This is a genomic window from Thermoanaerobacterium sp. CMT5567-10 (genome assembly GCF_030534315.2).
In the GTDB taxonomy this organism is placed as follows: domain Bacteria; phylum Bacillota; class Thermoanaerobacteria; order Thermoanaerobacterales; family Thermoanaerobacteraceae; genus Thermoanaerobacterium.
In genome coordinates, this window is record NZ_CP130558.2 from 171,769 (window position 1) to 195,061 (window position 23,293).

Annotated in this window: 30 protein-coding genes; all 30 read right to left on the reverse strand. The window is 31.0% G+C overall.

Features of this window, described 5'->3' with window-relative positions; all coding sequences use genetic code 11:
* Positions 1 to 2: 2 nt before the first annotated feature.
* Complete coding sequence (gene speE, locus Q2T46_RS00910) at positions 3 to 836, reverse strand: polyamine aminopropyltransferase (RefSeq protein ID WP_303264653.1); 834 nt, start codon at positions 834 to 836, stop codon at positions 3 to 5.
* 24 nt (positions 837 to 860) lie between these two features.
* Positions 861 to 1,235, reverse strand: coding sequence for a GNAT family N-acetyltransferase (locus Q2T46_RS00915; protein ID WP_303264652.1), 375 nt, complete (start codon positions 1,233 to 1,235; stop codon positions 861 to 863).
* Between the two features lie 17 nt (positions 1,236 to 1,252).
* Entirely contained in the window at positions 1,253 to 1,960 is a 708-nt protein-coding gene (locus tag Q2T46_RS00920) for a pseudouridine synthase (RefSeq protein WP_303264651.1), read from the reverse strand.
* Positions 1,961 to 2,061: 101 nt separating this feature from the next.
* A complete protein-coding gene (locus Q2T46_RS00925) occupies positions 2,062 to 3,345 on the reverse strand; it encodes an FAD-dependent oxidoreductase (RefSeq protein WP_303264650.1) in 1,284 nt (427 codons plus the stop codon).
* Positions 3,338 to 4,306 carry a sulfide/dihydroorotate dehydrogenase-like FAD/NAD-binding protein gene (locus Q2T46_RS00930; protein WP_303264649.1) on the reverse strand — a complete coding sequence of 323 codons (969 nt, stop codon included), beginning with the start codon at positions 4,304 to 4,306 and terminating at the stop codon, positions 3,338 to 3,340. The genes Q2T46_RS00925 and Q2T46_RS00930 overlap by 8 nt, the downstream gene beginning before the upstream one ends.
* An 84-nt stretch (positions 4,307 to 4,390) precedes the next feature.
* On the reverse strand, positions 4,391 to 5,545 hold the full coding sequence (locus tag Q2T46_RS00935; RefSeq protein ID WP_303264648.1) for a D-alanyl-D-alanine carboxypeptidase family protein: 1,155 nt from the start codon (positions 5,543 to 5,545) through the stop codon (positions 4,391 to 4,393).
* Positions 5,546 to 5,600: 55 nt separating this feature from the next.
* Complete coding sequence (gene ytfJ, locus Q2T46_RS00940) at positions 5,601 to 6,050, reverse strand: GerW family sporulation protein (RefSeq protein ID WP_013297825.1); 450 nt, start codon at positions 6,048 to 6,050, stop codon at positions 5,601 to 5,603.
* A gap of 5 nt (positions 6,051 to 6,055) precedes the next feature.
* The gene (locus tag Q2T46_RS00945; RefSeq protein ID WP_094398042.1) at positions 6,056 to 6,763 is read right to left on the reverse strand and encodes a DUF2953 domain-containing protein; all 708 of its coding nucleotides are present in this window, start codon (positions 6,761 to 6,763) and stop codon (positions 6,056 to 6,058) included.
* Positions 6,764 to 6,811: 48 nt separating this feature from the next.
* Positions 6,812 to 7,318 carry an SMC-Scp complex subunit ScpB gene (gene scpB / locus Q2T46_RS00950; protein WP_013297823.1) on the reverse strand — a complete coding sequence of 169 codons (507 nt, stop codon included), beginning with the start codon at positions 7,316 to 7,318 and terminating at the stop codon, positions 6,812 to 6,814.
* A 4-nt stretch (positions 7,319 to 7,322) separates the two neighbouring features.
* Positions 7,323 to 8,033, reverse strand: coding sequence for a ScpA family protein (locus Q2T46_RS00955; protein ID WP_303264647.1), 711 nt, complete (start codon positions 8,031 to 8,033; stop codon positions 7,323 to 7,325).
* Positions 8,033 to 8,647: a site-2 protease family protein gene (locus tag Q2T46_RS00960; protein WP_303264646.1), complete on the reverse strand. Its 615-nt coding sequence runs from the start codon at positions 8,645 to 8,647 to the stop codon at positions 8,033 to 8,035. The genes Q2T46_RS00955 and Q2T46_RS00960 overlap by 1 nt, the downstream gene beginning before the upstream one ends.
* Entirely contained in the window at positions 8,644 to 9,783 is a 1,140-nt protein-coding gene (locus Q2T46_RS00965) for a CCA tRNA nucleotidyltransferase (protein WP_303264645.1), read from the reverse strand. Before Q2T46_RS00965 ends, Q2T46_RS00960 begins: the two co-directional genes overlap by 4 nt.
* A gap of 156 nt (positions 9,784 to 9,939) precedes the next feature.
* The gene (gene spoVAE, locus Q2T46_RS00970) at positions 9,940 to 10,296 is read right to left on the reverse strand and encodes a stage V sporulation protein AE (protein ID WP_013297819.1); all 357 of its coding nucleotides are present in this window, start codon (positions 10,294 to 10,296) and stop codon (positions 9,940 to 9,942) included.
* A 12-nt stretch (positions 10,297 to 10,308) separates the two neighbouring features.
* On the reverse strand, positions 10,309 to 11,322 hold the full coding sequence (spoVAD, locus tag Q2T46_RS00975; RefSeq protein WP_303264644.1) for a stage V sporulation protein AD: 1,014 nt from the start codon (positions 11,320 to 11,322) through the stop codon (positions 10,309 to 10,311).
* A gap of 13 nt (positions 11,323 to 11,335) precedes the next feature.
* Positions 11,336 to 11,782: a stage V sporulation protein AC gene (gene spoVAC / locus Q2T46_RS00980; RefSeq protein ID WP_303264643.1), complete on the reverse strand. Its 447-nt coding sequence runs from the start codon at positions 11,780 to 11,782 to the stop codon at positions 11,336 to 11,338.
* Positions 11,783 to 11,827: 45 nt separating this feature from the next.
* The gene (locus tag Q2T46_RS00985; RefSeq protein WP_013297816.1) at positions 11,828 to 12,031 is read right to left on the reverse strand and encodes a dodecin family protein; all 204 of its coding nucleotides are present in this window, start codon (positions 12,029 to 12,031) and stop codon (positions 11,828 to 11,830) included.
* Positions 12,022 to 12,159, reverse strand: a complete 138-nt coding sequence (locus tag Q2T46_RS00990) for a hypothetical protein (RefSeq protein ID WP_155812170.1) — start codon at positions 12,157 to 12,159, stop codon at positions 12,022 to 12,024. Before Q2T46_RS00990 ends, Q2T46_RS00985 begins: the two co-directional genes overlap by 10 nt.
* 73 nt (positions 12,160 to 12,232) lie before the next feature.
* Positions 12,233 to 12,976 (reverse strand): RNA polymerase sporulation sigma factor SigF, encoded by a 744-nt coding sequence (gene sigF, locus Q2T46_RS00995; RefSeq protein ID WP_015311560.1) that lies wholly within the window; start codon positions 12,974 to 12,976, stop codon positions 12,233 to 12,235.
* 9 nt (positions 12,977 to 12,985) lie between these two features.
* Positions 12,986 to 13,417 carry an anti-sigma F factor gene (spoIIAB, locus tag Q2T46_RS01000; protein WP_303264642.1) on the reverse strand — a complete coding sequence of 144 codons (432 nt, stop codon included), beginning with the start codon at positions 13,415 to 13,417 and terminating at the stop codon, positions 12,986 to 12,988.
* Positions 13,418 to 13,762 carry an anti-sigma factor antagonist gene (locus Q2T46_RS01005; RefSeq protein ID WP_303264641.1) on the reverse strand — a complete coding sequence of 115 codons (345 nt, stop codon included), beginning with the start codon at positions 13,760 to 13,762 and terminating at the stop codon, positions 13,418 to 13,420.
* 104 nt (positions 13,763 to 13,866) lie between these two features.
* Positions 13,867 to 15,012 (reverse strand): D-alanyl-D-alanine carboxypeptidase family protein, encoded by a 1,146-nt coding sequence (locus Q2T46_RS01010; protein ID WP_303264640.1) that lies wholly within the window; start codon positions 15,010 to 15,012, stop codon positions 13,867 to 13,869.
* Between the two features lie 57 nt (positions 15,013 to 15,069).
* The gene (locus Q2T46_RS01015; protein ID WP_303265727.1) at positions 15,070 to 15,939 is read right to left on the reverse strand and encodes a site-specific tyrosine recombinase; all 870 of its coding nucleotides are present in this window, start codon (positions 15,937 to 15,939) and stop codon (positions 15,070 to 15,072) included.
* 57 nt (positions 15,940 to 15,996) lie between these two features.
* Positions 15,997 to 16,629, reverse strand: coding sequence for a stage II sporulation protein M (gene spoIIM / locus Q2T46_RS01020; RefSeq protein WP_303264639.1), 633 nt, complete (start codon positions 16,627 to 16,629; stop codon positions 15,997 to 15,999).
* 68 nt (positions 16,630 to 16,697) lie between these two features.
* Positions 16,698 to 17,858, reverse strand: a complete 1,161-nt coding sequence (locus tag Q2T46_RS01025; RefSeq protein ID WP_303264638.1) for an endonuclease Q family protein — start codon at positions 17,856 to 17,858, stop codon at positions 16,698 to 16,700.
* 15 nt (positions 17,859 to 17,873) lie between these two features.
* On the reverse strand, positions 17,874 to 18,398 hold the full coding sequence (locus Q2T46_RS01030) for an NUDIX hydrolase (RefSeq protein ID WP_303264637.1): 525 nt from the start codon (positions 18,396 to 18,398) through the stop codon (positions 17,874 to 17,876).
* A gap of 171 nt (positions 18,399 to 18,569) precedes the next feature.
* Positions 18,570 to 19,649, reverse strand: coding sequence for a DUF3866 family protein (locus Q2T46_RS01035; protein ID WP_303264636.1), 1,080 nt, complete (start codon positions 19,647 to 19,649; stop codon positions 18,570 to 18,572).
* Positions 19,650 to 19,653: 4 nt separating this feature from the next.
* The gene (locus Q2T46_RS01040) at positions 19,654 to 20,424 is read right to left on the reverse strand and encodes a UDP-N-acetylmuramyl pentapeptide phosphotransferase (protein WP_311062292.1); all 771 of its coding nucleotides are present in this window, start codon (positions 20,422 to 20,424) and stop codon (positions 19,654 to 19,656) included.
* Between the two features lie 43 nt (positions 20,425 to 20,467).
* A complete protein-coding gene (locus Q2T46_RS01045; protein WP_303265726.1) occupies positions 20,468 to 21,142 on the reverse strand; it encodes a glycosyltransferase family 2 protein in 675 nt (224 codons plus the stop codon).
* On the reverse strand, positions 21,142 to 22,068 hold the full coding sequence (locus Q2T46_RS01050; RefSeq protein WP_303264634.1) for a copper transporter: 927 nt from the start codon (positions 22,066 to 22,068) through the stop codon (positions 21,142 to 21,144). The genes Q2T46_RS01045 and Q2T46_RS01050 overlap by 1 nt, the downstream gene beginning before the upstream one ends.
* Before the next feature lie 10 nt (positions 22,069 to 22,078).
* The gene (gene steA / locus Q2T46_RS01055; protein WP_303264633.1) at positions 22,079 to 23,200 is read right to left on the reverse strand and encodes a putative cytokinetic ring protein SteA; all 1,122 of its coding nucleotides are present in this window, start codon (positions 23,198 to 23,200) and stop codon (positions 22,079 to 22,081) included.
* Between the last annotated feature and the right edge of the window lie 93 nt (positions 23,201 to 23,293).

Genomic DNA, 23,293 nt, shown 5'->3' on the forward strand with positions numbered 1-23,293 from the left:
AACTATGCCTCCTCAAAAATATCTTTTAAAAATTTAGGCAATACAAAACTAGATTTATGCAATTCTGGTGTATAGTATTTTGTCTCAATCTCAGGTATATTATTCACATCAACTGCTTCAGGATCGTATTTTTTTGATCCCATTGTAAAAGTCCATAAGTGTCCTGGATACGTAGGTATAGTACAGATATATGGCTTTACTATTGGATAGATTTTTTTAAACATCTTGCTTAATTTATTTATTAAACTGCCATAAATAAACGGTGATTCTGTCTGTGCTACTATTATCCCATCATCTCTAAGGCAGTCATATACAGATCTATAAAAATCTTCAGTAAATAGGCCAACTGCAGGTCCTATTGGATCTGTTGAATCTACGATTACAACGTCAAATTCATTTTTATGTTCATTTACATACTTTATTCCATCGCCAATCATAACTTCAACTTTTTTATCATTTAATCCATAGCTTATTGAAGGCAAATATTTTTTTGAATTTTCTACTACTCTCTCATCTATTTCAGCAAGAACAATTCTCTCTACTGTATTATGTTTTAAAATTTCTTTTACAGCTCCACCATCACCTCCACCTACAATCAGCACATTTTTTGGACTTTTGTGTGTAAAAAGCGGAACATGTACAATCATTTCATGATACACAAATTCATCTTTTTCAGTTGTTTGCAGGATGCCATCTAATACTAAAACTCTTCCATAGAATTCAGATTCTATAACGTCTAACTTTTGATATTTAGTTTCCTCCGAATTTAACGTTCTTTTTACTTTAAGTGAATAACCAATGCAGTCATTGTGATGTTCAGTAAACCATAGTTCCATTAAACATTCCTCCTAAATTGTTATTTATTTAAATAATTCATCAATATCAATTGTCAATCCATTATTAGACTTTTTAAAGCCATTTTTTATATAAAATTCATCATAGTCAGAATAACCAATATATGCCTTTTGGATTCCAAAATCATATAAGTTATTTAAAGCTACCTTTAAAAGCATAGTTCCATAGCCTTTCATTTGATAATTTGGCAAAACTGCATGTCCAACTATTCTTGCAATATTATTATTTACTTCAATACAAATATAACCAAATGGCTTCTCATCAACTACCACCATGCAAACACATCTATTTATATCACATGAAAATGGTATTTTAAAATACTTAGCAATTTCCTCCATAAATTTCATATCATCTGTTGATGCAAACTTTATTCTAAACATATCACATCTTTCTCTCTTTATAAGTTTTTTAAATATTGAACTTCTTCACCGGTTAAATAGCGCCACTGCCCTACTTTTAAATTTCCTAGCTCTAAATCTCCTATCTTAATCCTCTTTAATGTCATAACAGGGTGACCTATCAATTCACACATTCTTCTAATCTGCCTGTTGCGTCCTTCATGTATAACTATTTTTACAAGAGCATCATTATTTATTTTTTTTAATATTTCAATTTTGGCTTTTGCTGTTAAGCGATTATCTAATAACAGTCCATTTCTAAATCTATCCAGATCTTTATCATCAGGTATACCTCTTATTTTAGCAATATAAACTTTATCAATTTCATGTTTAGGATGCATAAGTTTATTTGCTATGTCCCCATCGTTTGTTAACAAAAGTAATCCTGAAGTATTGTAGTCTAAACGTCCTACTGGATATATTCTATCTTTAATTTTAATTATATCAAGGACCGATGGCCTTCCAAATTGATCTTTAACTGTTGTTATAAATCCAGTTGGTTTATTTAACATAATGTAAATATTGTGTTGAACTTTTGCAACTACTCTCCCATTATATTCAACAATGTCTTTATCTGGATCAATTTTAATGCCAAGATTTTTTATAACAGTACCATTAACTTTAATTTTTCCATCAAGAATTAATTGCTCACATTTTCTTCTCGATGCAATACCACATTCGGCTAAATACTTTTGCAATCTTTCCATAATAATTATTACACCTGCAATCATGGATATCCCAACTTAACGTTTATAATATAACATTTTTTTTATTAAAAGACAATATATTAAGCGAGCGTAAAGCTCGCTTAGACTAGTTTTTCATCGTATATTCCTATTAGATTGTCTCTTTCTATCTTTTCTTTAATTACATTAGTATCAGTTGTATATAATCCTAATGATTTCATTCGTTCAAAATACTTACCTCCTGCAAAAGTGTACCGATTTTTTAAACCTTCTTTAGTTTCAATACATTCATTTTCATATGCGATAAGGTCACCAGATGCCAAATTCCTTGGCAGCTCAAGTAGAGGCATGCCCAGCGATAATCTAACGCTATTGTGTCCAGCCAAACAACCAGTCACCATAGCCTCAGTATGGCCGGTAAACAACCCTGATTTTTCCCCTGCGCATAGCAAATTATCTAATCCCTTAACTTTCATACTGTTATTTCTTGGAGCAATAGATAAATATCTGATAGAATTAGCCTTTCCTCCTGAATATGGATCTTCAAATCTAGCTCTTTCAAGCCCCGGTATTTTTCTCAATTTGTCTAGGGGATAAAACGGCGTCATCAATTTAGCATGACCTGTATCTAACAACACAACATTTTTTGCATATTCAGGAAGTGCATATTGCTGACACACTTTTAATTTTAATTTTTCCATATTAACATCTTCTTCTGGAACAGGCAATACTACAACACCGTCTTTATCAAGTTTTTCTCTAATTTCATCACTTAATGAATCTTTGTTTAGCTTACAAGAACCACTAAATGCACCATATACCTCATCCGATCTCATTCCCAAAATATCGTCAATACCTGCTCTATAGCTTATGCTAATTCTCGGTCCAAATGATGGACATCTTAATATGCACATAGAACAACCATTGCCATATCTTAAACAATTCCCCATAGGACCTGTCGATCCTGTAGTTTCAATAAAAACATCTCCACATTCAACAGAATCATCAGCCAAAACTATTCCTTTGATTTTTGTATTGCTTTCCATTAATACGTCAGCTGCTCTTGATATAAATTTAATCTTAATTCCTTTACTAAAAAGCATGTTTCTTATTGCAGGCTCTACTTTCGTAATATCATATAAGTTTGCGTGCTTATGTCCTGGAAAATCAACATTTGTATGTCTAGCACACATATCAGTTATTTCTATTAACTCATGTCCACCAAGATATTTTATTTCTTCTGCTGCTGTATATCTTCCGTTATTTCTCATAATTCCTCCAACAAGTCCACATCCTAACAGCATATCAGTTTTTTCAAGAAGTACAACATCTGCTCCAGCTTTTTTTGCTGTGAGAGCCGCTGCGCATCCTGCCCAGCCTCCCCCAATAACAACAACTTTAACCATACAAAATTCTCCTTTCAATTGCCTTTTCTACATCAAGTTGTACTTTGCAAGATCTTACTTTTTGTCCATCTATTTGAACTTCGCAACTGCCACAGATTCCTTCTCCACAGCATATTGTATTGTTATTTGATACTGCAAGATAAGCCTCATTGTTGTATAAATTCATATAATTAAATATATTAAGGTGCTGCTCATTAGAGCCTCCACTGTATATCAACTTCAAATCATTGTCTGCAATAGCATTCTTCAAAATTTCCTGCCCTTCAGCACTTAAAATATCTGTTGTTATTATATTTAAATTAAGCTGATCCAGGTATTGGCTAATAAAAAATTGTCCTGTTTTACCCTTATCGATTATTACTGTGATTTTATTGTTATTTCTGTACAATTTATTAATAACAATAACTCCTGGTGCCTGTGCAATTCCTCTCAATACTACTAAGCATTTTGAATTTTTAAGACCTTTTATATACTTATGTCCAAATAATCCATTCCAATAAGGTCCCCTAATACATATCCTTTTTTCACTTAAATCAATTAAACTTGTTTTGGGACCATTAATTTGGATTGCTACTTTCACAAAACCGTTAATTTCATCCGTATACATTATAGACATCGGAGTATCAAAAAATGATGGACTTAACTCATTCCTTAGAAAAATATATGAGCCTGGCTCGTTCAAGTCCCTAGCCATTTTATTAGGTACAGATAATGTTAATATAAATAAATTTTCATTTATCTTTTGCTTGTCTATTATATTTGAAACCATTGTATTTCTCTTTGCTTTAGCCTTTCTTTTTGACCAAACAAACTCTTGAAATACGCATACACCCTTCCAATTACAGTCACAAAATTTTTTACCTTGCAATTGAGAACACACTATGCATTCATCTAATTCTGCCAAGTAGCAAGGGCAATAATCACTGCCAATGTCAATACATTCCAGCCTTGGACTTGCCATTACACCATCTCCTAAAGAAAAATTTCACATATTTATGGTATTCTCAAATAAAAAAATGGTTACAAAAAAACTCCTAGCAAAATGCTAAGAGTTTTCTGCTTGAAAAATATTTACCCAGTTTTTAATTATTGTTTTTAGATTGTAGTTATAATCCCTTTCGTCAATCGTTTTTCCTGCAACTACATCTATCGTAACAATTTGTTTATCATTTAATAATACTTTGGCTATTCCAACTTTTTCACCTATACCTATAGGTGCCTTTATTGATTTAGGGATATTATATTCAACTTTTATGTTTAAAATTTCTTCTTTTGATACGGGCAACGTAAAATCATCATTGTACTGAAGCGGCAAATATTTCTCTTTGCCATTGATAACACTTATTGTTTTTAATACCTGACATTTTGAAGCAACTTTTAATGGCTTGTACTTTTCAAAAGAATAATCTAAAATTTTTTGTGAATCTTCCCACATAGGACCGCTATTTAGAACTACAGATATAAGCCTGTGACCATCTCTAGTTGCTGAAGCGACGAGACATCTGCCGGCCTTATTAGTAAATCCTGTTTTTACACCATCCCCGCCTTCATATTGCCAAAGCATTTTATTTTTATTTCTCAAATATCTATCGTAATCCCGTCCACTCCAAGGTATCGTCTTTTCTTTAGTCGAAACAATTTCCGCAAATTTGCTGTAATTGTTAAAAGCGTACCTTGTAATTAATGCTAAATCATAAGCGGTTGTATAATGGTTGTTGATTCCGATATCAAGACCAGATGGCGTAACAAAATTTGTATTGTATGCACCAATATCTTTTGCCTTTTTATTCATCATCTCCGCAAATTTCTCCACACTACCGCCAATATGTTCAGCAATAGCTGTTGCAGCATCATTTCCAGAATTGAGCATTAAACCATACAATAAATCTATAAGCGAAAGTTTTTCACCTGGAGCAAGCCAAATTGAAGAACCTCCTACACTAGCTGCTCTTTTACTGACATTTACAATATCGTTTAAATTTCCGTATTCTAACGCTAGTAGTAGAGTCATAATTTTAGTAGTGCTTGCCATAGGAAGTTTTTCATTTATGTTTTTTTCGTACAAAATTCTACCAGATTTCTGATCCATAACTATCGCAGCCTTCGCTGCAATTTGTGGCGGTTCTATATTTTCAGCGTTTACGTTTATCGGGGTCATAAGGAAAGTAAAAATTAGTAAAAATAAAAGTGTCTTTTTCATCACTGTCCTCCTTGAAAGTTAATACCTCACATTATGACCCACATTTTAATTAATATTAATCTACATTATTTGTTACTGTTATCGGTGTTGATTTTTTATACGTTTTGTTTTTATTAAAAACATTTTGTAGCTCTTCCATTAATTTAGGTGCTAAATCAATAATTCTTTCAACCATCGCATTTTGATTGACAGGTAAAAGCCTTATCTGACCTTGTCCGACAACCATAAAAGCGACGGGTTGCAATGAAACGCCTGCACCACTACCACCACCAAATGGCATTTTTGACTCCTGATTATCCTGCTGATTTTGTTCTTTATCTTTATTTTGTGTCATTTGAAATTCTCCACCACCAGCCGCAAAGCCGAAAGTCACTCTTGAAATAGGAATAATAACAGTTCCATCTGGTGCTTCAACTGCATCACCTACTATAGTGTTAACATCTATCATGTCTTTCAGACTTTCCATCGTTGTTTTCATTAACCCTTCAATTGGATGATCACTCATCCTGATCACCTCCATTTAAAATTCTTAATAAATTTTATACTATTAACTATAATATTACCATATCTAAAATCTAATATGCAATTAAAGTTGCTTTCAAGAATATTTCTTCCAAAATATGGACTTATTGATATAGATGGCTTGTTCAAAAATCTAATATTGCAATAAATGGGAACAACTATGGTATAAACCACACTATTAATTATCCCATATAAAATAGACGTTAAAGCTGCATCGTTAAAACCTTCTTTTATATTTAAATTAAATTTTCGAATCACTATGGATTTTTTTATATTTAAACTCGTTTCATAGATAACATTCTTATTTGAGTAAAACAGATTTGACATTCTAGATATATCGTGAAAACTAAACATTTTTTTCTCTCCAGTTTTTTTGGGGAATTTTAAAAAAAATGCTTTATGTATTTCATATTTTATAACTGGCTTTTTATCTTTAATTGTCAAATTAGCTACATCAACCACCGTGCTAAGTAATTTTATTCCAAATAATCTTAACGACATTTCTATCCTATCATTTTCATCAATTCTTTTATAATTAATATCGAAAAAGCCTATCCTAATAAATCGCAGTATATATAAGTATATATTTAAAATAAAATTGCTGCCATAATTGTAAAAACATATTTTAATCGTCATAGGTAATGTATATATCACTATAATCAAAACTATAATTAGCAATATATAAAAAGAAAACATCAATTCACCTTCTCAGTTTTATTGTTTTCAATAATTAAAATAAAAATACTATATGACATCATCTAATGGTGGTAAATCTTTTAAAGAAGGTAAATTAAAGTACTTCAAAAAGTCATCTGTAGTAGAATAAAGTATAGCTCTACCGGGAGCATTTACTCTTCCATTTTCTTTGATTAAATTAAATTCCAAAAGAGTATTAATTGCCTTCTCGCACTTTACACCTCTTATTTTCTCGATATCTATTCTTGTAATAGGTTGATTGTACGCAATTATTGAAAGAACTTCTAATGCAGCTTGGGAAAGGCCCTGTTTTATGTCAAGCCCTAAAGCTTTTTTTATATATTCCGCATACTTTTCATTTGAGCACATAGCGATAGAATCATTAATCATAACAACATCTATTCCTCTATTATTGGAGACATAACTGTTTTTCAATCTATAAAAAGATTCCTTAACATCATCTACAGAAACATTCAAGACATCACTCAATGTCTTTATCTTTATTGGTCGTCCAGCAGCAAATAAGATTGACTCAATTATACAATCTATATCCATTTTTTCACCTCTTTAGTTTTTTTATAATAATATCTCCAAATATTTTCTTTTGTTCTGCTACAACTTTATTTAATTTAACAAGCTCCAAAAGTGCCATAAACGAAACTACTTTTTCCACCTTGTGTCGATTAAATACAAACTCGCTAAATTTCATAATTGGTGTAAAGATTAAATTTTTAAGGAATTCCTTAATTTTATCTTCAACTGTAAATTGGTCTTTTGTATATTTAATTGGAATTACGTCGCTGTTTGCCCCTTTCAAAATCTTGATATAAGCTTTTTTTAAGTCATCAGCAGAGTAATTAAGTAATAATGATTTATCAATGTATTTTATTTCAGGTTCTTCTCTAAAAAACTTAAGCCCATACACATTTGAACTTTTTAATTTATTTGCGACAACCTTATATTTTTTATATTCAATTAACCTTTCTACAAGTATTTCTCTAGGGTCTGCCTCATCTAGCTCCAATTGCTTACCTTCAGGCTGCGCTTTTGGCAAAAGCATACTTGATTTTATCTCAAGTAACGTCGCTGCCATCAAAATAAATTCAGTAGCTATATCTAAATCCATTTCTTGCATTGCATTCAAGTACTCCATGTATTGTTCAAAAACACTGGCTATAGGAATGTCTTTAATGTCTATTTCGTTCTTTTCTATTAGATGAAATAAAAGGTCAAATGGACCTTCAAAAGTTTTAATTTTTACTTTGTACATTATCCCACTCCAAACGGAAATAAAATTATTGTAGAAATTACCCTGTCCAAACCCATCATCAACGGTGTCATTACAACATTTATTATTCCAGTAAATAGTAGCAGAAGTAATGCGATCTGTCCATATTGCTCATACTGTGAAAAAATATATGCTTCTTTTTGTGGAAGAAGACTCCATAAAACTTTTGACCCGTCCAATGGTGGAACAGGAATTATATTAAATACTGCAAAAACTAAATTGTACTCATATAATACATTTAAAAAAAGTCCAACTATTGGTATATTGTCAAAATAAACCATTAAAATTCGCGTTGTAAATGCCAGAAAAACATTTGAGAGAGGTCCTGCCAAAGAAACATATAAAACTCCTTTTTTCCTATCTTTAAAATAATACGGATTTATCGGTACAGGCTTTGCCCATCCAAAATATATGACAAATAACATAAGTAATCCCAAAGGATCTATGTGTGCAAGTGGATTCAATGTCAACCTGCCATTTTGTCTAGGGGTCGGGTCACCAAGTTTATCAGCTACATATCCATGACTAAACTCATGGAAGCTCATAGCAATTATCAATGCCGGTATTCTTATCAAATAGCTTAATATTGTATTCATATTTTTTCACCTCGTTTAACTTTTTTCACATACTGTTTTAGTCGTTCAAACTCATCTTCTTTACTTATTATTTTACCGCTTAATTTATCATAATAAATTTTGTCCAATATTTTTTTGTATACAGGTGATGGCTCAAGTCCTAACTCCTTTATATCATCACCGTTTATTTCTAACTTTAAAGATCTAATCACTTCAAAATGCCTATCAACAATTTTTTTAATATTTTCACCCTCCATTGTATATATCGCACTTATTGCCTCAATTTTTTTATCTTTAAATAAATTGTACACCGCTATATCATCTTTTAATGTGTATAAATTCATTTTAATCTCAATAAGATCCGATAATCCCTTAGAATATTGACGTTTAAAATTAAACTTTTCTTTCAAATAATCAAAATCATCCTTTTTAACATTATAAAAAAACAAAAGAAATCTGTATAACAAGACATCACCATATTTTGCATATGTATTCAAATTTTTAATATTAATATCTACTCCGTCAAATATTTTTTTGTCAATCTCATAATATTTCATCAATTTCACAATGGATTCTGGATTTTTTTCCTTTAAAATCAAATAAATCTCATTCATAATTCTATCTGTTGAAAGATTGTCAATATCACCATTCGCAATCGATTGTTTTAGCAAAAGTTCAGTATGTTCTTCTAATTTAAAATCTAATCTAACGCTGTATCTTAATGCTCTAAATATCCTCGTTGGGTCATCATTAAAACTTTTATCATGTATAACTCTAATTAGTTTATTTTTAATATCATCTAGACCATTGCATAAATCAATTATCATGCCTTCTTTTATATCAAATGCCAGCATATTAATAGTAAAATCTCTTCTTTTGATATCCTCAACTATATCCGCTAATTCTACATCAGGCAAAATTCCAGAATGAGTATAATACTCTTTCCTTGCTGAAACGACATCAAATGTGTATTTATCAGCTTGTATTTTTGCCGTTTTAAATTTTTCATGTATTTCAATTTTCCCATTTAAAATTTTGTTTAACATTAATGCATATCTTATTCCATCACCTTCAACTGTAATGTCTATATCATTGCTCTCTAAATTCAGAATCTTATCTCTAATATATCCTCCAACTATATAAGATTTGACACCCATTTCTTCTGATACTTTTCTAAGAATTAAAAGTATATCCTTCTCTATATAAAAACCCTTCTTTCTAGCAATTATACTTAAATTATTATATCATATTTAGATAAAAAAATAAGCATAATCATTAGAATTATGCTAAGGAATAAATTATACATTCTTAACTTATTTCTTTGTTTTTGGATTAAATATTATTGAAAATAAATAGCCAAAAAAAACTGCTGCCGAAATACCTCCAGCCGTCGCTGTCAATCCTCCTGTAAAAGCACCTATAATCCCGTCTTTTTTTACTGCTTTAATCGCACCCTGTGCTAGCGAATTTCCAAAGCCTAAAAGTGGTACAGTTGCACCTGCGCCACCGAAATCTATTAATTTTTTATATATTCCGAAACCACCTAGTATAGCACCAATTGTTACATAAAGAACTAAAATCCTAGCAGGCGTTAACTTTGTCTTGTCCATCAGTATTTGAGCAATAACGCATATTAATCCCCCAACAACGAAAGCACGTATATAATCCATTATACCAGCCTCCTATGTGTATCTTGAAATAGTAACAGCATGTGCTATACCAGGTATTGACTCTCCTTGCTGTGTACTTGTGGGGGACAATAGCGCACCTGTTGCTATAAACAAAACTCTGTTAAAAGTTCCATTTTTAATCTGACTCAACAGCCATCCATTTAAAACAACTGCCGAACATCCAGCTCCACTACCACCAGAATGCACATCCTGCGATTCATCGTATATTTCTATTCCACAGTCCTTATATTTATCTTCTATATTTAAACCGTCTTTATTGAGTAGCTCCATTAAAATGCTTTTTCCCACTCTTGCCATATCGCCTGTTATTATTAAATCATAGTCGTTTATAGTAAAACCAGTATCGTTAAAATGTGTTATTATGGTATCGGCTGCAGCAGGTGCCATCGCAGCACCCATATTATTAGCATCTTTCATCCCTAAATCCACAACTTTTCCAGTAGTAACATGTGTTATATATGGACCACTGCCAGTAGAAGATAACAGTGATGAGCCTGAACCTGTCACTGTCCACTGTGCCGTAAATGGCCTTTGTACACCTTGCTCCAAAGGAAATCTATATTGCCTTTCTGCAGTAGAAAAATGACTTGATGTTGTTACAATTACATAATCTGCAAAACCACCGTCTATTAGCATAGAACCTATTGACAGTCCTTCTGCCATTGTGGAACAAGCTCCATACAAACCAAATGTTGGCACATTAAATTGCCTTGCAGCAAAACTAGAAGTGATTATTTGATTTAGTAGGTCTCCTCCTATTAAATAATCTATATCGTTAATATTTAAACTTGCTTTTTTTAAAGCTAAATTAACTGAATCCTGAAACATTTTACACTCTGCCTTTTCCCAACTCTTTTCACCATAAGTATCATCGGTTAAAATCATATCAAAATAGTCTCTTAAAGGTCCTTGCCCTTCTTTTGGACCTACAATAGTACCTGAAGATATTATAGATGGCGGATTTACAAATTTAACAGTTTGAGAACCCATTTTCTTTTGTGCCATAGTTTATCACCCTTTATTTCAGAAAATAATACACCAGTCCTACAACAATTGATGTTCCAACACCATAAACAATTACTGGTCCAGCTATATTAAACATTCTAGAAGCAACGCCAAATACAAATCCCTCTCTTTTAAACTCCATCGCTGGCGCAACAATTGAATTTGCAAAGCCTGTTATAGGCACGACCGAACCTGCACCAGCAAAGCGCCCAATATCGTCGTAAATGCCTATTCCTGTAAAAAATGAACCTAAAAAAACCATTATTATTGCAACAGGAGTACCTGCTTGTTCAGGGCTCATGCCACGTGAGACAAACAAATTGAGAAAAAATTGACCAATGTCACATATTAATCCGCCTGCAACAAAAGCCCATATAATATTTTTTATCAATGTTGGCTTAGGTTCATATTTCTGGGCAATATCTTTGTATTCCTGTTGTTTCTTAACATCCTTCTCCATTGCTATACCTCCATTTAGTGGGCACCTTGTATGGTTGCCCACTATTTATCTATCCACTCTAAATGCTATTTGTATATTAGCTTTATATTCAACAATTTTGCCGTTCTTTACATTGGCAGTTTGGTTTAACACTTCTATTCCTGAAATATTATCAACCGTCTTTGCCGCTTCTGCAACTGCATTTTGTATGGCATCATCCCAACTTTTTGTTGAATCTCCAACTACATTTAAGATTTTTACTACAGCCATTTTAATTCCTCCTTTAAATAAACTAATATTGCACTATCAGGTACTTTTTTTGTTGTATTATATTTTAAAAAGTAAATTGCAGATAGTGTTAAAAAAACAATTGAAATTATTATTATGAACTTCTTCATTTGTAACACCTCAACACAATAATATTATGTGAAAATATATATTTTTTAATACAAAAAAGAAGTGTAACACATTTTACACTTCTTGAAGTTGTTCTTTTAATTTTTTTAACACTTTTTTTTCAATTCTTGATACTTGCACCTGCGATATTCCAAGAATCTTTGACACTTCAGTTTGTGTCATATCTTTAAAATATCTCAGAACTATAATCTGTCTTTCTCTTGAATTTAATTTTTTAAGAACCATTCTCAGTGCAAGTTTATCTTCAATATCATACTCATTATCTTCACTGCCTATTTTCTCTATCAAAAGCATGTTATCATCTTCGTTGTGCTGTGAATTGTCATACAAGTATTCAGCAGTTGCTGTTGATTCAAATGCCATCGCAATTTCTTCGGCTGTAACATTAAGTTTAGACGCAATTTCTTGAATAGTTGGCTCTCTATTTAATTCTTTTTCTAATTCATCTTTTATATAATAAGCCTTATTCGACAACTCTTTCAATGACCGACTCACTTTTATAAGACCATCGTCTCGTAAAAATCTTTTAATTTCGCCTAGTATAATAGGAACAGCATATGTAGACAGTTTTACATTATAGGACTCATCAAATTTATTTATAGCTTTAACAAATCCTATACACCCAATTTGATAGAGGTCTTCCGCTTCATATCCCCTATTAGAAAACTTTTTTACAATACTCCAGATAAGACCACTATTTTCCTTTAACAACTTTTCCAGCGATAATTTGTCATTATTTTTAGATTTTCTTATAAGTTCATTTACATCTTCATTCCTTTCACTATCTTTTTCTATCATAGCAGCACCTCATTTATTTGTATTGATGTATTTAACCATTTTAACTCTGGTACCTTTGCCTTTTTCCGACTCAACTTCTAATTCATCCATAAATGTCTGCATAACTGTAAAACCCATTCCCGATCTATCTTCGTCAGGTTTCGTTGTATATAAAGGTTCCATGGCTTTTTCAATATCTTCTATTCCAACTCCATTGTCAATTACTTCTACTATTAATTTATTGCCTTCTATCTCCGCTTTTAAAATTATATAATCTATCTTATTTTCATATCCATGAATTATGCAATTTGTCACAGCTTCAGAAACAGCCGTTTTAATATCTGCTACTTCCTCAATTGTAGGATCCAACTGAGCTGCAAAAGCAGCGACAACTGTTCGTGCAAAAGATTCATTTTGTGACTTGCTTAAAAATTTCAATTCCATTTTATTTGAATAGCTCATTTATATCCCCCTTTGCATGCTTTCAATAGCTTCTTCAATTGATTTATAACAGTTTATAACTCTTAAAATTCCAGACAACTCTATAACTTTCAAAAGTTGTGAATTAGCTCCTACAATTGCTAATGTACCATGTTTATCTTTTGCCATCTTATACCTTCCAAGAATCATACCTATGCCTGAGCTGTCCATGAAATTTAAATCTTTTAAATCTAGTATAATATTTTTATAGCCTTTTTGATATTCGTTATTTATAGATTCTTTAAAAATATCTGAGGTATGATGATCTAACTCTCCCTTTACTTTAACTATTAATATATCATTTTTTTTCATAAAATTTATATCCATTTTTATCCCTCCATCTATATATATTCTACATAACAGTTCAATTTCCTCCTTTTTTGTAATATTTTTCTATATAATATACAAAAAAACTAAAAGCTTATTCGCTTTTAGTTTTTTTCAATCCATGATCTATAAACTTTTCTCAAATTATCAAATATATTTGATTTTTTAACATTTTGATTAGAAATCAAAGGCACCGTTTTAATCAGATTATTTCCATTGTAGATTTTGATTGTTCCGATTTTAGAACCGACTTTAATTGGAGCTTCTACGTATTTATTTATGCTAATTTCTTGTTTTATATTTTTAGATTCACCTTTTTTCAACAAGACATATTCATCACTATTAGCAACAGCATTTATATAATCTTTTTCTCCTTTTAATACTTTTACTGCGCCATAAGTTTTTCCTGATTCAACTACTTTTTTCGTTTCAAAGTTCGCAAATCCATAGTCTAAAAGCTTTGAAGCTTCTTTGAATCTAGTATTAGAATCTGGTGCACCGAATACCACTGCTATAAATCGTGTATCACCTCTTTTTGCTGTTGCAGATAAACAATACAAAGCTTCTGAAGTAGAACCAGTTTTTATTCCGTCAGCTCCCTGATATCTCCACAATAGTTTGTTAGTATTTGCTAAACTAAATTTTCCATTTCTAACTGAATCTATTTTATCTGTCAAATATTTAAATATTCCTTTATGTTTAACAAGCTCTCTCGAAATTAATGCAATGTCATAAACAGAAGTATAATGATCCTTTTCAGGCAACCCTGAAGCGTTTTTAAAATTAGTATTTTTTGCTCCAAGCTCCTTAGCACATTTATTCATCTCTTCTACAAACTTTTCTTCACTACCAGAGATATATTCTGCCAGTGCTACTGAAGCATCGTTAGCCGAATTCATAGCGACAGACTTTAATAAATCGTCTACTGTCATTTCTTCACCGATTTCTAAGTATATTTGTGTTCCTCCCATATCAAAAGCATGTTCGCTTGTTACAACTTTGTCAGTAGTCTTAATTTTGCCAGAATCTAATGCTTTCATTACTAAAAGCATTGTCATTACTTTAGTAACACTTGCAGGAGGTAATTCTTCATGACTATTTTTCTCATACAATACTTTTCCTGTGCTTGCATCCATAAGAATGGCTGACTTAGACTTAAGATCAAAATTATCAGCATATGCAATATCTTCTGTTATTATTGTATAAATCAATGTAAATATCAAGATAAATGAGACTATCTTTTTTAACATTGTATCCCTCCTCTTAAAATTATTTTTTCTTAAGGAGGGATAATTATTCTAAAATTTTTATGCACGAGGATGTGACCTTTTGTATACTTCTTTAATTTTTGATTTTGCAATTAATGATATTAATTCATTTGAACCAGTCGATTTATATCCAAGCATTTCTTGTACACTTCTTATATCTGCCCCATTTTCCAACATATGCTTGGCAAAAGATTTTCTCAGTATACTAGGAGTTATATCAAATCCTGGATTAACTATATCTGTATACTCTTTTATAATTTTCCAACATCCCTGGCGAGTTAGTGCCTTACCTCTCATGTTTAAGAAGAGATAGTCATTATTTTTAATATTTTCTCTTACAGACATATAATTTTGAAGTGCATCTACTGCAGAATCACCAATTGGTATAAATCTTTCTTTTGTGCTTTTGCAATATATGTAACCATAATTAAGATTAACATCATCTATGCGCAGTGATATTAATTCTGATACTTTTAGCCCTGTTGCATATAGAACTTCTATTATTGCTTTATCTCTTAAACCTTTTTCGCTTTTTTCAAATTCATATGATAATAATTTGTCAACTTGATCAATTGACAATGTTACAGGAACTTTTCTTTCTAATTTTGGTGCATCTAAAGTATATGCTGGTTCTTCATCAATTAATCTATTCATGAATAAATATTGATAAAATGATTTTATAGATGAAAGATGTCTTGAGATAGTAGCTTGTGATCTGTTCTTATGTTTTAACAAATTCATATAATTAATAATCGTAGCCTTTTTAACTTCAAAACATCCAATATTAATTTTTTCTAAATACTCTAAGAATTGTGTAATATCTCTTTTGTATGAATCTATAGTATTATCGCTTAACTTTTTATTGTTTTTAAGAAAATCAATAAAAGCTTGTACAACACTTACCATCAACATTACCCCTATTATATTTGATTATAATAAATATTCAACAAAACTTTTAATTTTCCTTCATCTTAATTGAATAATATTTTTTAATAAATATAAAATATTTGGTGTTATATAAGCTTCAAATACACCACCTACTATCATTAATGAAAAAGCAGAATATATTATGAGTGTATATGTGACAAATTGAGAGAATAAATCATTAATATTAAATCTTCGGTTTTTTAATATATACATAGAAAAATTTATACAGGTTGCTGAAATAAAAAATAATGAAATTAAAACTAAAATATTTTGTGGTAGTATGGCAATTAAAGCAAATATTATGCCTTTGTATTTCAATTGATTAATTAGAAAACCAATAGAGAATCCTAATAAAAATCCCCTAACACCAACAACGAGAAATATAAAAGGAATTCCTATAATTGTAGCCCCTAACAGCCAAAGCACGAAAGTTGTTTCAAAATTATTTAATACAGATTGTTTAAATATTTCAATAGGAATTATTTTCATTTGACTAATTATCACATAAAAATTATTTATATATTTCATCATATTTTCTTTCTGTATATCATTTAATGTATTTATTGTAAAAGAGCCAGACGCTATTCCAATCATAAAAGACATTAAAATAATTATATATAGGATAGAATTATCTTTTATATGTTTAGAAATTTTTTCTTTTAAAACTTTCAAGGCAACGTCCTCCTCCTGCCTTAAATTATATTTAAATTTATGCTTTGAAGAAGGACAATATGACTAGCTTAAATTATTTTACCATAAATGCCGCCACCACCTGCTTTTATTTTTACATTTCCATATCTTGCATCTACAATATTCTTTGCCAATTTTTCACCTATACATTTTCTTAATTGTTCGAAAGGTGCTTCATGTAAAACATATATCTCATTTCCAGCTTCATACAAGAGCTTTTTCACTGTTTTAGGACCAATTCCGGGTATAAATTCCAGTGGAATCTGATAGATATATTCCGGTCTAAATGCAGGATGCAATATTTTTTGATCCTTTATTTCATATATTCGATCCAAAACACCAAATACTACATTTTCACTGTTGCAATACGCGCATTTGTGAATAGGAGGATTTGTGTTCGAAATTTTACTGCAGTCAAGGCAAAATGTCCTGTGATATTTACCTAATGCAGGATTTAAACCATAGTTTCTTATGATGCCACTTCTAGATTTAAGCGTCAATTTTACGCTTTTAAAGTCAGGACTTGGTAAGTCAAAAACATTAAATTCTCTTCCTATTTTTTGCAGAGAATGAGCATCTGAATTGCTTAAAAAAACTTTGTAGCTTAATTCACTGATCATATCAGCCAAATATGTATCAGAACTTAAACCAAGCTCGATAGCAAAGATTTCATCATAATATTTTTCAAATACACGACTTAATCTATCAGTCGTATTCCCATAATAACTTTTATACGGCGTAAATACATGAGCAGGCACGACAAATCCATCGAAATCTCTTACTATCTTTAATATTTCTATGCTATTTAGCCTGCATTTCTGTGTACTTAAGTTTATATTATTGATATACTTAGACAATATATTAGAAAAAACTCTCATTGATTCAATGTCTTTTAAGAAACATAATAAATGTGGTGAACCCGCTAATTCACCACCGACCTCTATCTCACTTACTAATTGTAAAACAATCTTATCTTTGTATATAAGCCCTCCGCCATCTAACTGTCTTAGTACATCATTTTTAACCAAATCCTCCAATTCATCCAAAATCTCAGGTACTGCACAATCTACGATTCCTACAATATCTATACCCTTTTCTATACATTTTTCAAATATATTTTCTACTGTTAAACTTGGCGATGCAGTTATCTTAACAGGTTTTCCACTTTTCGTTCTTCCCAAATGAACATGTAAATCAGCATTGTAGTACAATTCAAATACCTCTTTTCATTTGATATAATACAAAAGTGCTATTAAAGTTTTAGCATCCTCTATTAAACCATTTTTAATCATTTCTTTTATCTCATCAACGCTATACTCATAAACATCTAAAAATTCATCAGCGTCCGTATGAGGCATACCTTTTTCTAAATCATCTGCTAAATATAAATGCAAAACCTCAGTAGAAAAACCTGGAGATGGATAAAATGAAAAAAGATGTTTCAGTTCCTTTGCTATATAACCTGTTTCTTCCATCAGTTCTCTTTTTGCACACTCATCAGGTTTTTCTCCAATATCTAATTTCCCTGCTGGTATCTCTAACAGCACTTTTTCGGCAGGCTTCCTATATTGCTTCACCATTATTATTTTACCATCTTTATTTATAGCCAATATAGAAACGCCACCCCCATGTTCCACTATCTCCCTTTTTGCAACTTTTCCATTAGGCAATACAACATCATCAATCCTTAGATTTATTATTCTACCAGAAAATATTGTATTCGAATTTTTAGTTGGTTCATTTAAATCCATTTTATACATCCTTTCTATAAAGAATATTTTTCGCTTAAATTGCATAATATGAAAACAAAGGAGATGAATTTAATGATCATATATGAAAATAAAATTTACTTCAAGGGGAAGTTCTGTGAGCTTATTAAGCTGCTCAATAAACTTTCTCTAAAATACAAAACATTTAATGAATTAATTAATTCCAAGTAATTTAGAACAATAAATTGCGGCCGCACCACATGCATCAAAAAATTCTTTTTCCTCATTGATTGTTCTTCCCATTGTCGTAAACTTTAAATCTTTTACTTCCAATAAAATATCACTAGTAATTTTAGAGTCGATAAAATATTTATTAACTTTATCAAATGCATGGTTTTCTTTTAATTGTTTTTCCAAAATCAATTGTTTTTCATTATCTAATATAGGCATAGTCAAGTTGCAAGAACTATTCAATAGCTCAATTACAGTAGCGGTATGATGGCTTATACCAATATGTCTTTCTCTTTTATCATTAAAGCTAATTCGTGGTATCAAAATTGGGATACCTTTCAGCTTGTTTATTGCATCTATTATACTAGCTTGATCTATTCCAGAAAAACCATACTTTGTTCCCGTTCCAACTATGCCGGGTCCCATAGCAACTATTGCTACATCACTCTTTACAATTTCTTTAGCACATATCAATGACGAATAAATATTGACAGCCTCAAAATCACCACCAAAAGCATGTCCCATAGTAATTGTACTGTCTATGATATTCTTTTCTTTTAAATACCTAACTGTATTGCTGAAAGAAATTGGCAGACAAGCCGAATCAGACATTATGTATGATATTTTTATCGCCGGTTTCAATCTTTTCAAAACTACAGCTGTTGGAGCCAACATGCTATGAAGCTCACCAACGATTACAGGCATGCCACCTAAGTCTTTAAAATTATTAAAGATATCATGATACGGACTATCTTGTTCTTCCACCGATAATACATTAATCTGCATGGGGGTATATCGCAATTTCATTATATGTCCAATCTTTTGAAAATCAAGATTATCATATTTTGTATTTAAAATTACAAAATCATAGCCACCTGTGCCTAAATTTAAATTTCTCGCCGTTTGATTTATATATACTACATCATCAACATTTATTTCGCCAGTAATCTCATTATAATTAATTGCTTTCGTTGTAACTCCATATACATCAACTTCTACAAAACTGATATCATCTCTTTTTGATATAATATTTTTCACAATCCCTTTATTGATAAAAATCATTTTATTAGTCACGTCCTCTGCCAATCATATCTAAAAAATTTAAAAATCTATTCCCCTCGATTATTTTTGTTAAAGAATATTTTTCAGTAACAATGTGAACTAAAATCAAGAATATCATTATAATTAATCTCACATTAAAATCAAACAATAAAATACTTGATATACCAAGCGTAAGCCCTAGAATGTTAGAACCAGTATCCCCAAGCATAATCTTTCCCTTTAAATCCAGCGGCAAAAAAGCCAACACTGAACCTAAAACTATCATCAAAAGCTGTGGGCCTCTTGAAGCCGCTATCAAAAATATTATTGAGAAAAATAAAAATGCTTTACATGCTCTTCCTGGTCTTAAATCGAGTAAATTTAAAAAATTAGTAAACAATGATATTACTATCGTATTTACCAATATATCAATTATTCTGTTGCTTAAATTTATACTTATGTATAACGATACAATCAACCCAGTTATCGCTTTTAGGCCACCGGTAGTTAATTTAAGATGAAGCAATGATTTTATGTGTCCTTTTAATCCGGTTACGCTTCGATCTCCTAACAAATCATCAATCAGTCCAACATAAGACATCAAAATTATCGAAAGCAAATAAATAGGCATTTTGCTGTCATTGAAACCAATTAATGTTAAAATCATACTGCTGACAAAAATTGTTGGTACAAATGCAATGCCGCCACAAACAGGAATTAATATTTTCTTGTAATTTGGTTTTAAGCAAACATCTTTGTCTAATATTTGAAAAATAAATTTTTGAATTATTATCATAAATAACAAAGAAATAGCCAAAAAGAATAAGGATGCCACATTATCACCTGTCCTTAAAAAAAGCCTTTATTAAAAGCACTTTTAAAATATCAATGAACTGCCTACCCCTATGAATAAAACCTTTAATGTCTCTTAAGGTGACAGAATGAGTCATATCTACATCAACTTCTTTAATTTTATATCCCATATTTAAAATATCGATTGTCATTCCAACCTCTATTCCATAACCGCTGTAAAATCTCTTAATTTTATCAAGCACTTCTTTTTTAAATACCCTCTGACCAGAAAGCGTTGAGTCAAAATCGTAGCCTGTCAGTAATTTCACTCCATATTTTGCAAGTTTTTTGACGAAACCAAAGCCAGATTTTACCTTGACTTTTGGGAACCTTGCAACAGTCACATCCGCCTCCCCATCTACGACAGGTTTAATAAGCTTTATTACCTCCCTCGATGTTAAACCTACATCTGCATCTATAAATGCAACCACATCATTTTTTACATATTTTAATCCTTCTTTTAATGCCCTTCCCTTTCCTGAATTATTTTTAATATTGACTATTTTTGCTCCAGCTTTTTTTGCCTTATCAGCAGTATCATCAGTTGAACCATCATTTACAACTATGATCTCATCAATTTCTTCTATATTTTCCATCCCTCTTATCGTGTCAACAATCCTATTGCTTTCATTAAAGGCAGGTATCAAAACACTAACGGCCATCATTTCACCTCATTTGAATTTGTAGTACTATTTTGACTCTGCTGTGTTGGTTCTATAAATGAATCTGGCATAATAGATGTATCACCTGGTTTTACTCCATAATTTCCATCCTTACCTTGCATAACCATTATTAAAGAAGTTTGCCCTATAATTGTATCTATATTGTCAACTGTTGATAAATGCTGTTTTCTATACGCGTCCACATAAGAGTATTTTACATCACTTTGCTCTACTCCAACAATTGGCACATTTAAAATCTTAGCCTGCCTAATAATTGGTATATCTACTATATTTAAGTTGTTGTTTTTAAGATTGCTACCCCCCGCTAACACTATAAAATCCGTACTTCCAGGTGTTCCAGTAAAATCAATATATCCTTTATCTTTCAGATATGTTATTAGCTCAGCATCTTGTCCCGAAATTATAACATCTGTTAATTTCTGTGATAAAGATTCTATAAGATGATTGCTGTCGACATTTCCATATTTAGATAGGTTGTTAAGCAGATCTGTTTTATCAGATTCATCTAAATCATTTAAATTATCTTTAAATATCGTAATTGAACTAATTGTCGCACCTGCTTTCATCAATGCATTTCGCAAACCTGGATATATAAAATCATTATTCGTTTCGATTATTGCTACTTTTACGCCATTTAAACGTCCTTTGACAAGTTCTGGAAATACTATTTTATTGTACTGATTCATATAGTCAAGCTGTTTATTTAAGCTTTGAACGTTGTCTTTTAAATTAGAATTTTCTGTCTGAATATCTTTAAATTTTTGCTCCAACTGATTTATAATTGTATCCTGCTGTTCTGAAAAAACTTTTTGCCCGTCAAGCATAAATCCTATAAATATACCAATACCTAATGCCATAAAAATTGCTGCTATCGTTAAAACATAGTATCTAATATTAACGTTCATAAATCTCCTCCTAAAATCCTATTAAAAGCCTTATCCTCAATTGCAACAACTTTAAAAGCTGCTGCATAGGCGGTGAAAAATAAGCTATTACACTGAGCGGAACCATTGCTGCGAAAATAATGCTGAAAACATAAGATAACCTAAAATTCTCTCTATATAACTTGTTAACACCTTTTGCATCAATAAGTTTAGAACCTATTTTAAGCCTTACAAGAAATGTACTGGACATTCCCTTTCGCCCTTTTTCCAAAAAGTCAATCATACTTGAATGTGTGCCAACTGCAACTATTAAATCTGCTCCTTTTTCATATGCTAAAAGCATTGCAATATCTTCGCTTGTTCCTGGAGCTTTAAAGATATAGGCATCAAGACCTAAAGACTTTACTCTCTCTAATCCTGGAGATTTACCATTAGGATATGCATGAACTACAATTTCTTTCGCTTGTTTCAATGCTTTATCGCTAACACTATCCATATCGCCTACTATAATATCAGGAGTCAATCCAAATTCAAGTATTGCATCAGCACCACCATCAACACCTATTAGAATCGGTTTTACATCAGTTATATACTGTCTAATAGTATATAAATCTTCTTTATAATCCTTGCCTCTAACAACAACCAATGCCTGCCTATCTTTAAATTTTGTTTTTACATCGGGTATCTCAATATTACCTAAAATAAATGATTTTTCTTTTTTAGCATATTCAAGTGTGTTTTCGATAAATTTATCTAGCTCTATCTCAAGATTTTCTTTACATTCCTCCATTTTATAGTTAATAACATCGTGCGTCAATAATTTACCTTTTTTTATTAATTTTCCATCCTTATATATTTCATTATCAATAATGGTGATTCTGTCATTTTCTTTCAATAAATCAAATATATCTTCACCAACTTCATCAATAATTGGTATACCAGCCTTATCTATAATCGATGGGCCTAAATTTGGATATCTGCCGCTTATTGACTTATTTGCATTTATTACTGCTAAAATTTTCTTTTCAATTAGAGATTCTGCACCAATTTCATCAATATCTACATGATCTATGACAGCAATTTCGCCAGGTCCTATACGCTTCGCAAGATTTTTCGTTTTTTTATCTATTTTAACTGTGCCTGTAATTTGCATGGTTTGACCTCCATACATTTATTCTTTGTTTATTATAGCACAATTTTAAACAAGGTAAAACAATAAAATACGGTGAAAGTATCACCGTACTTT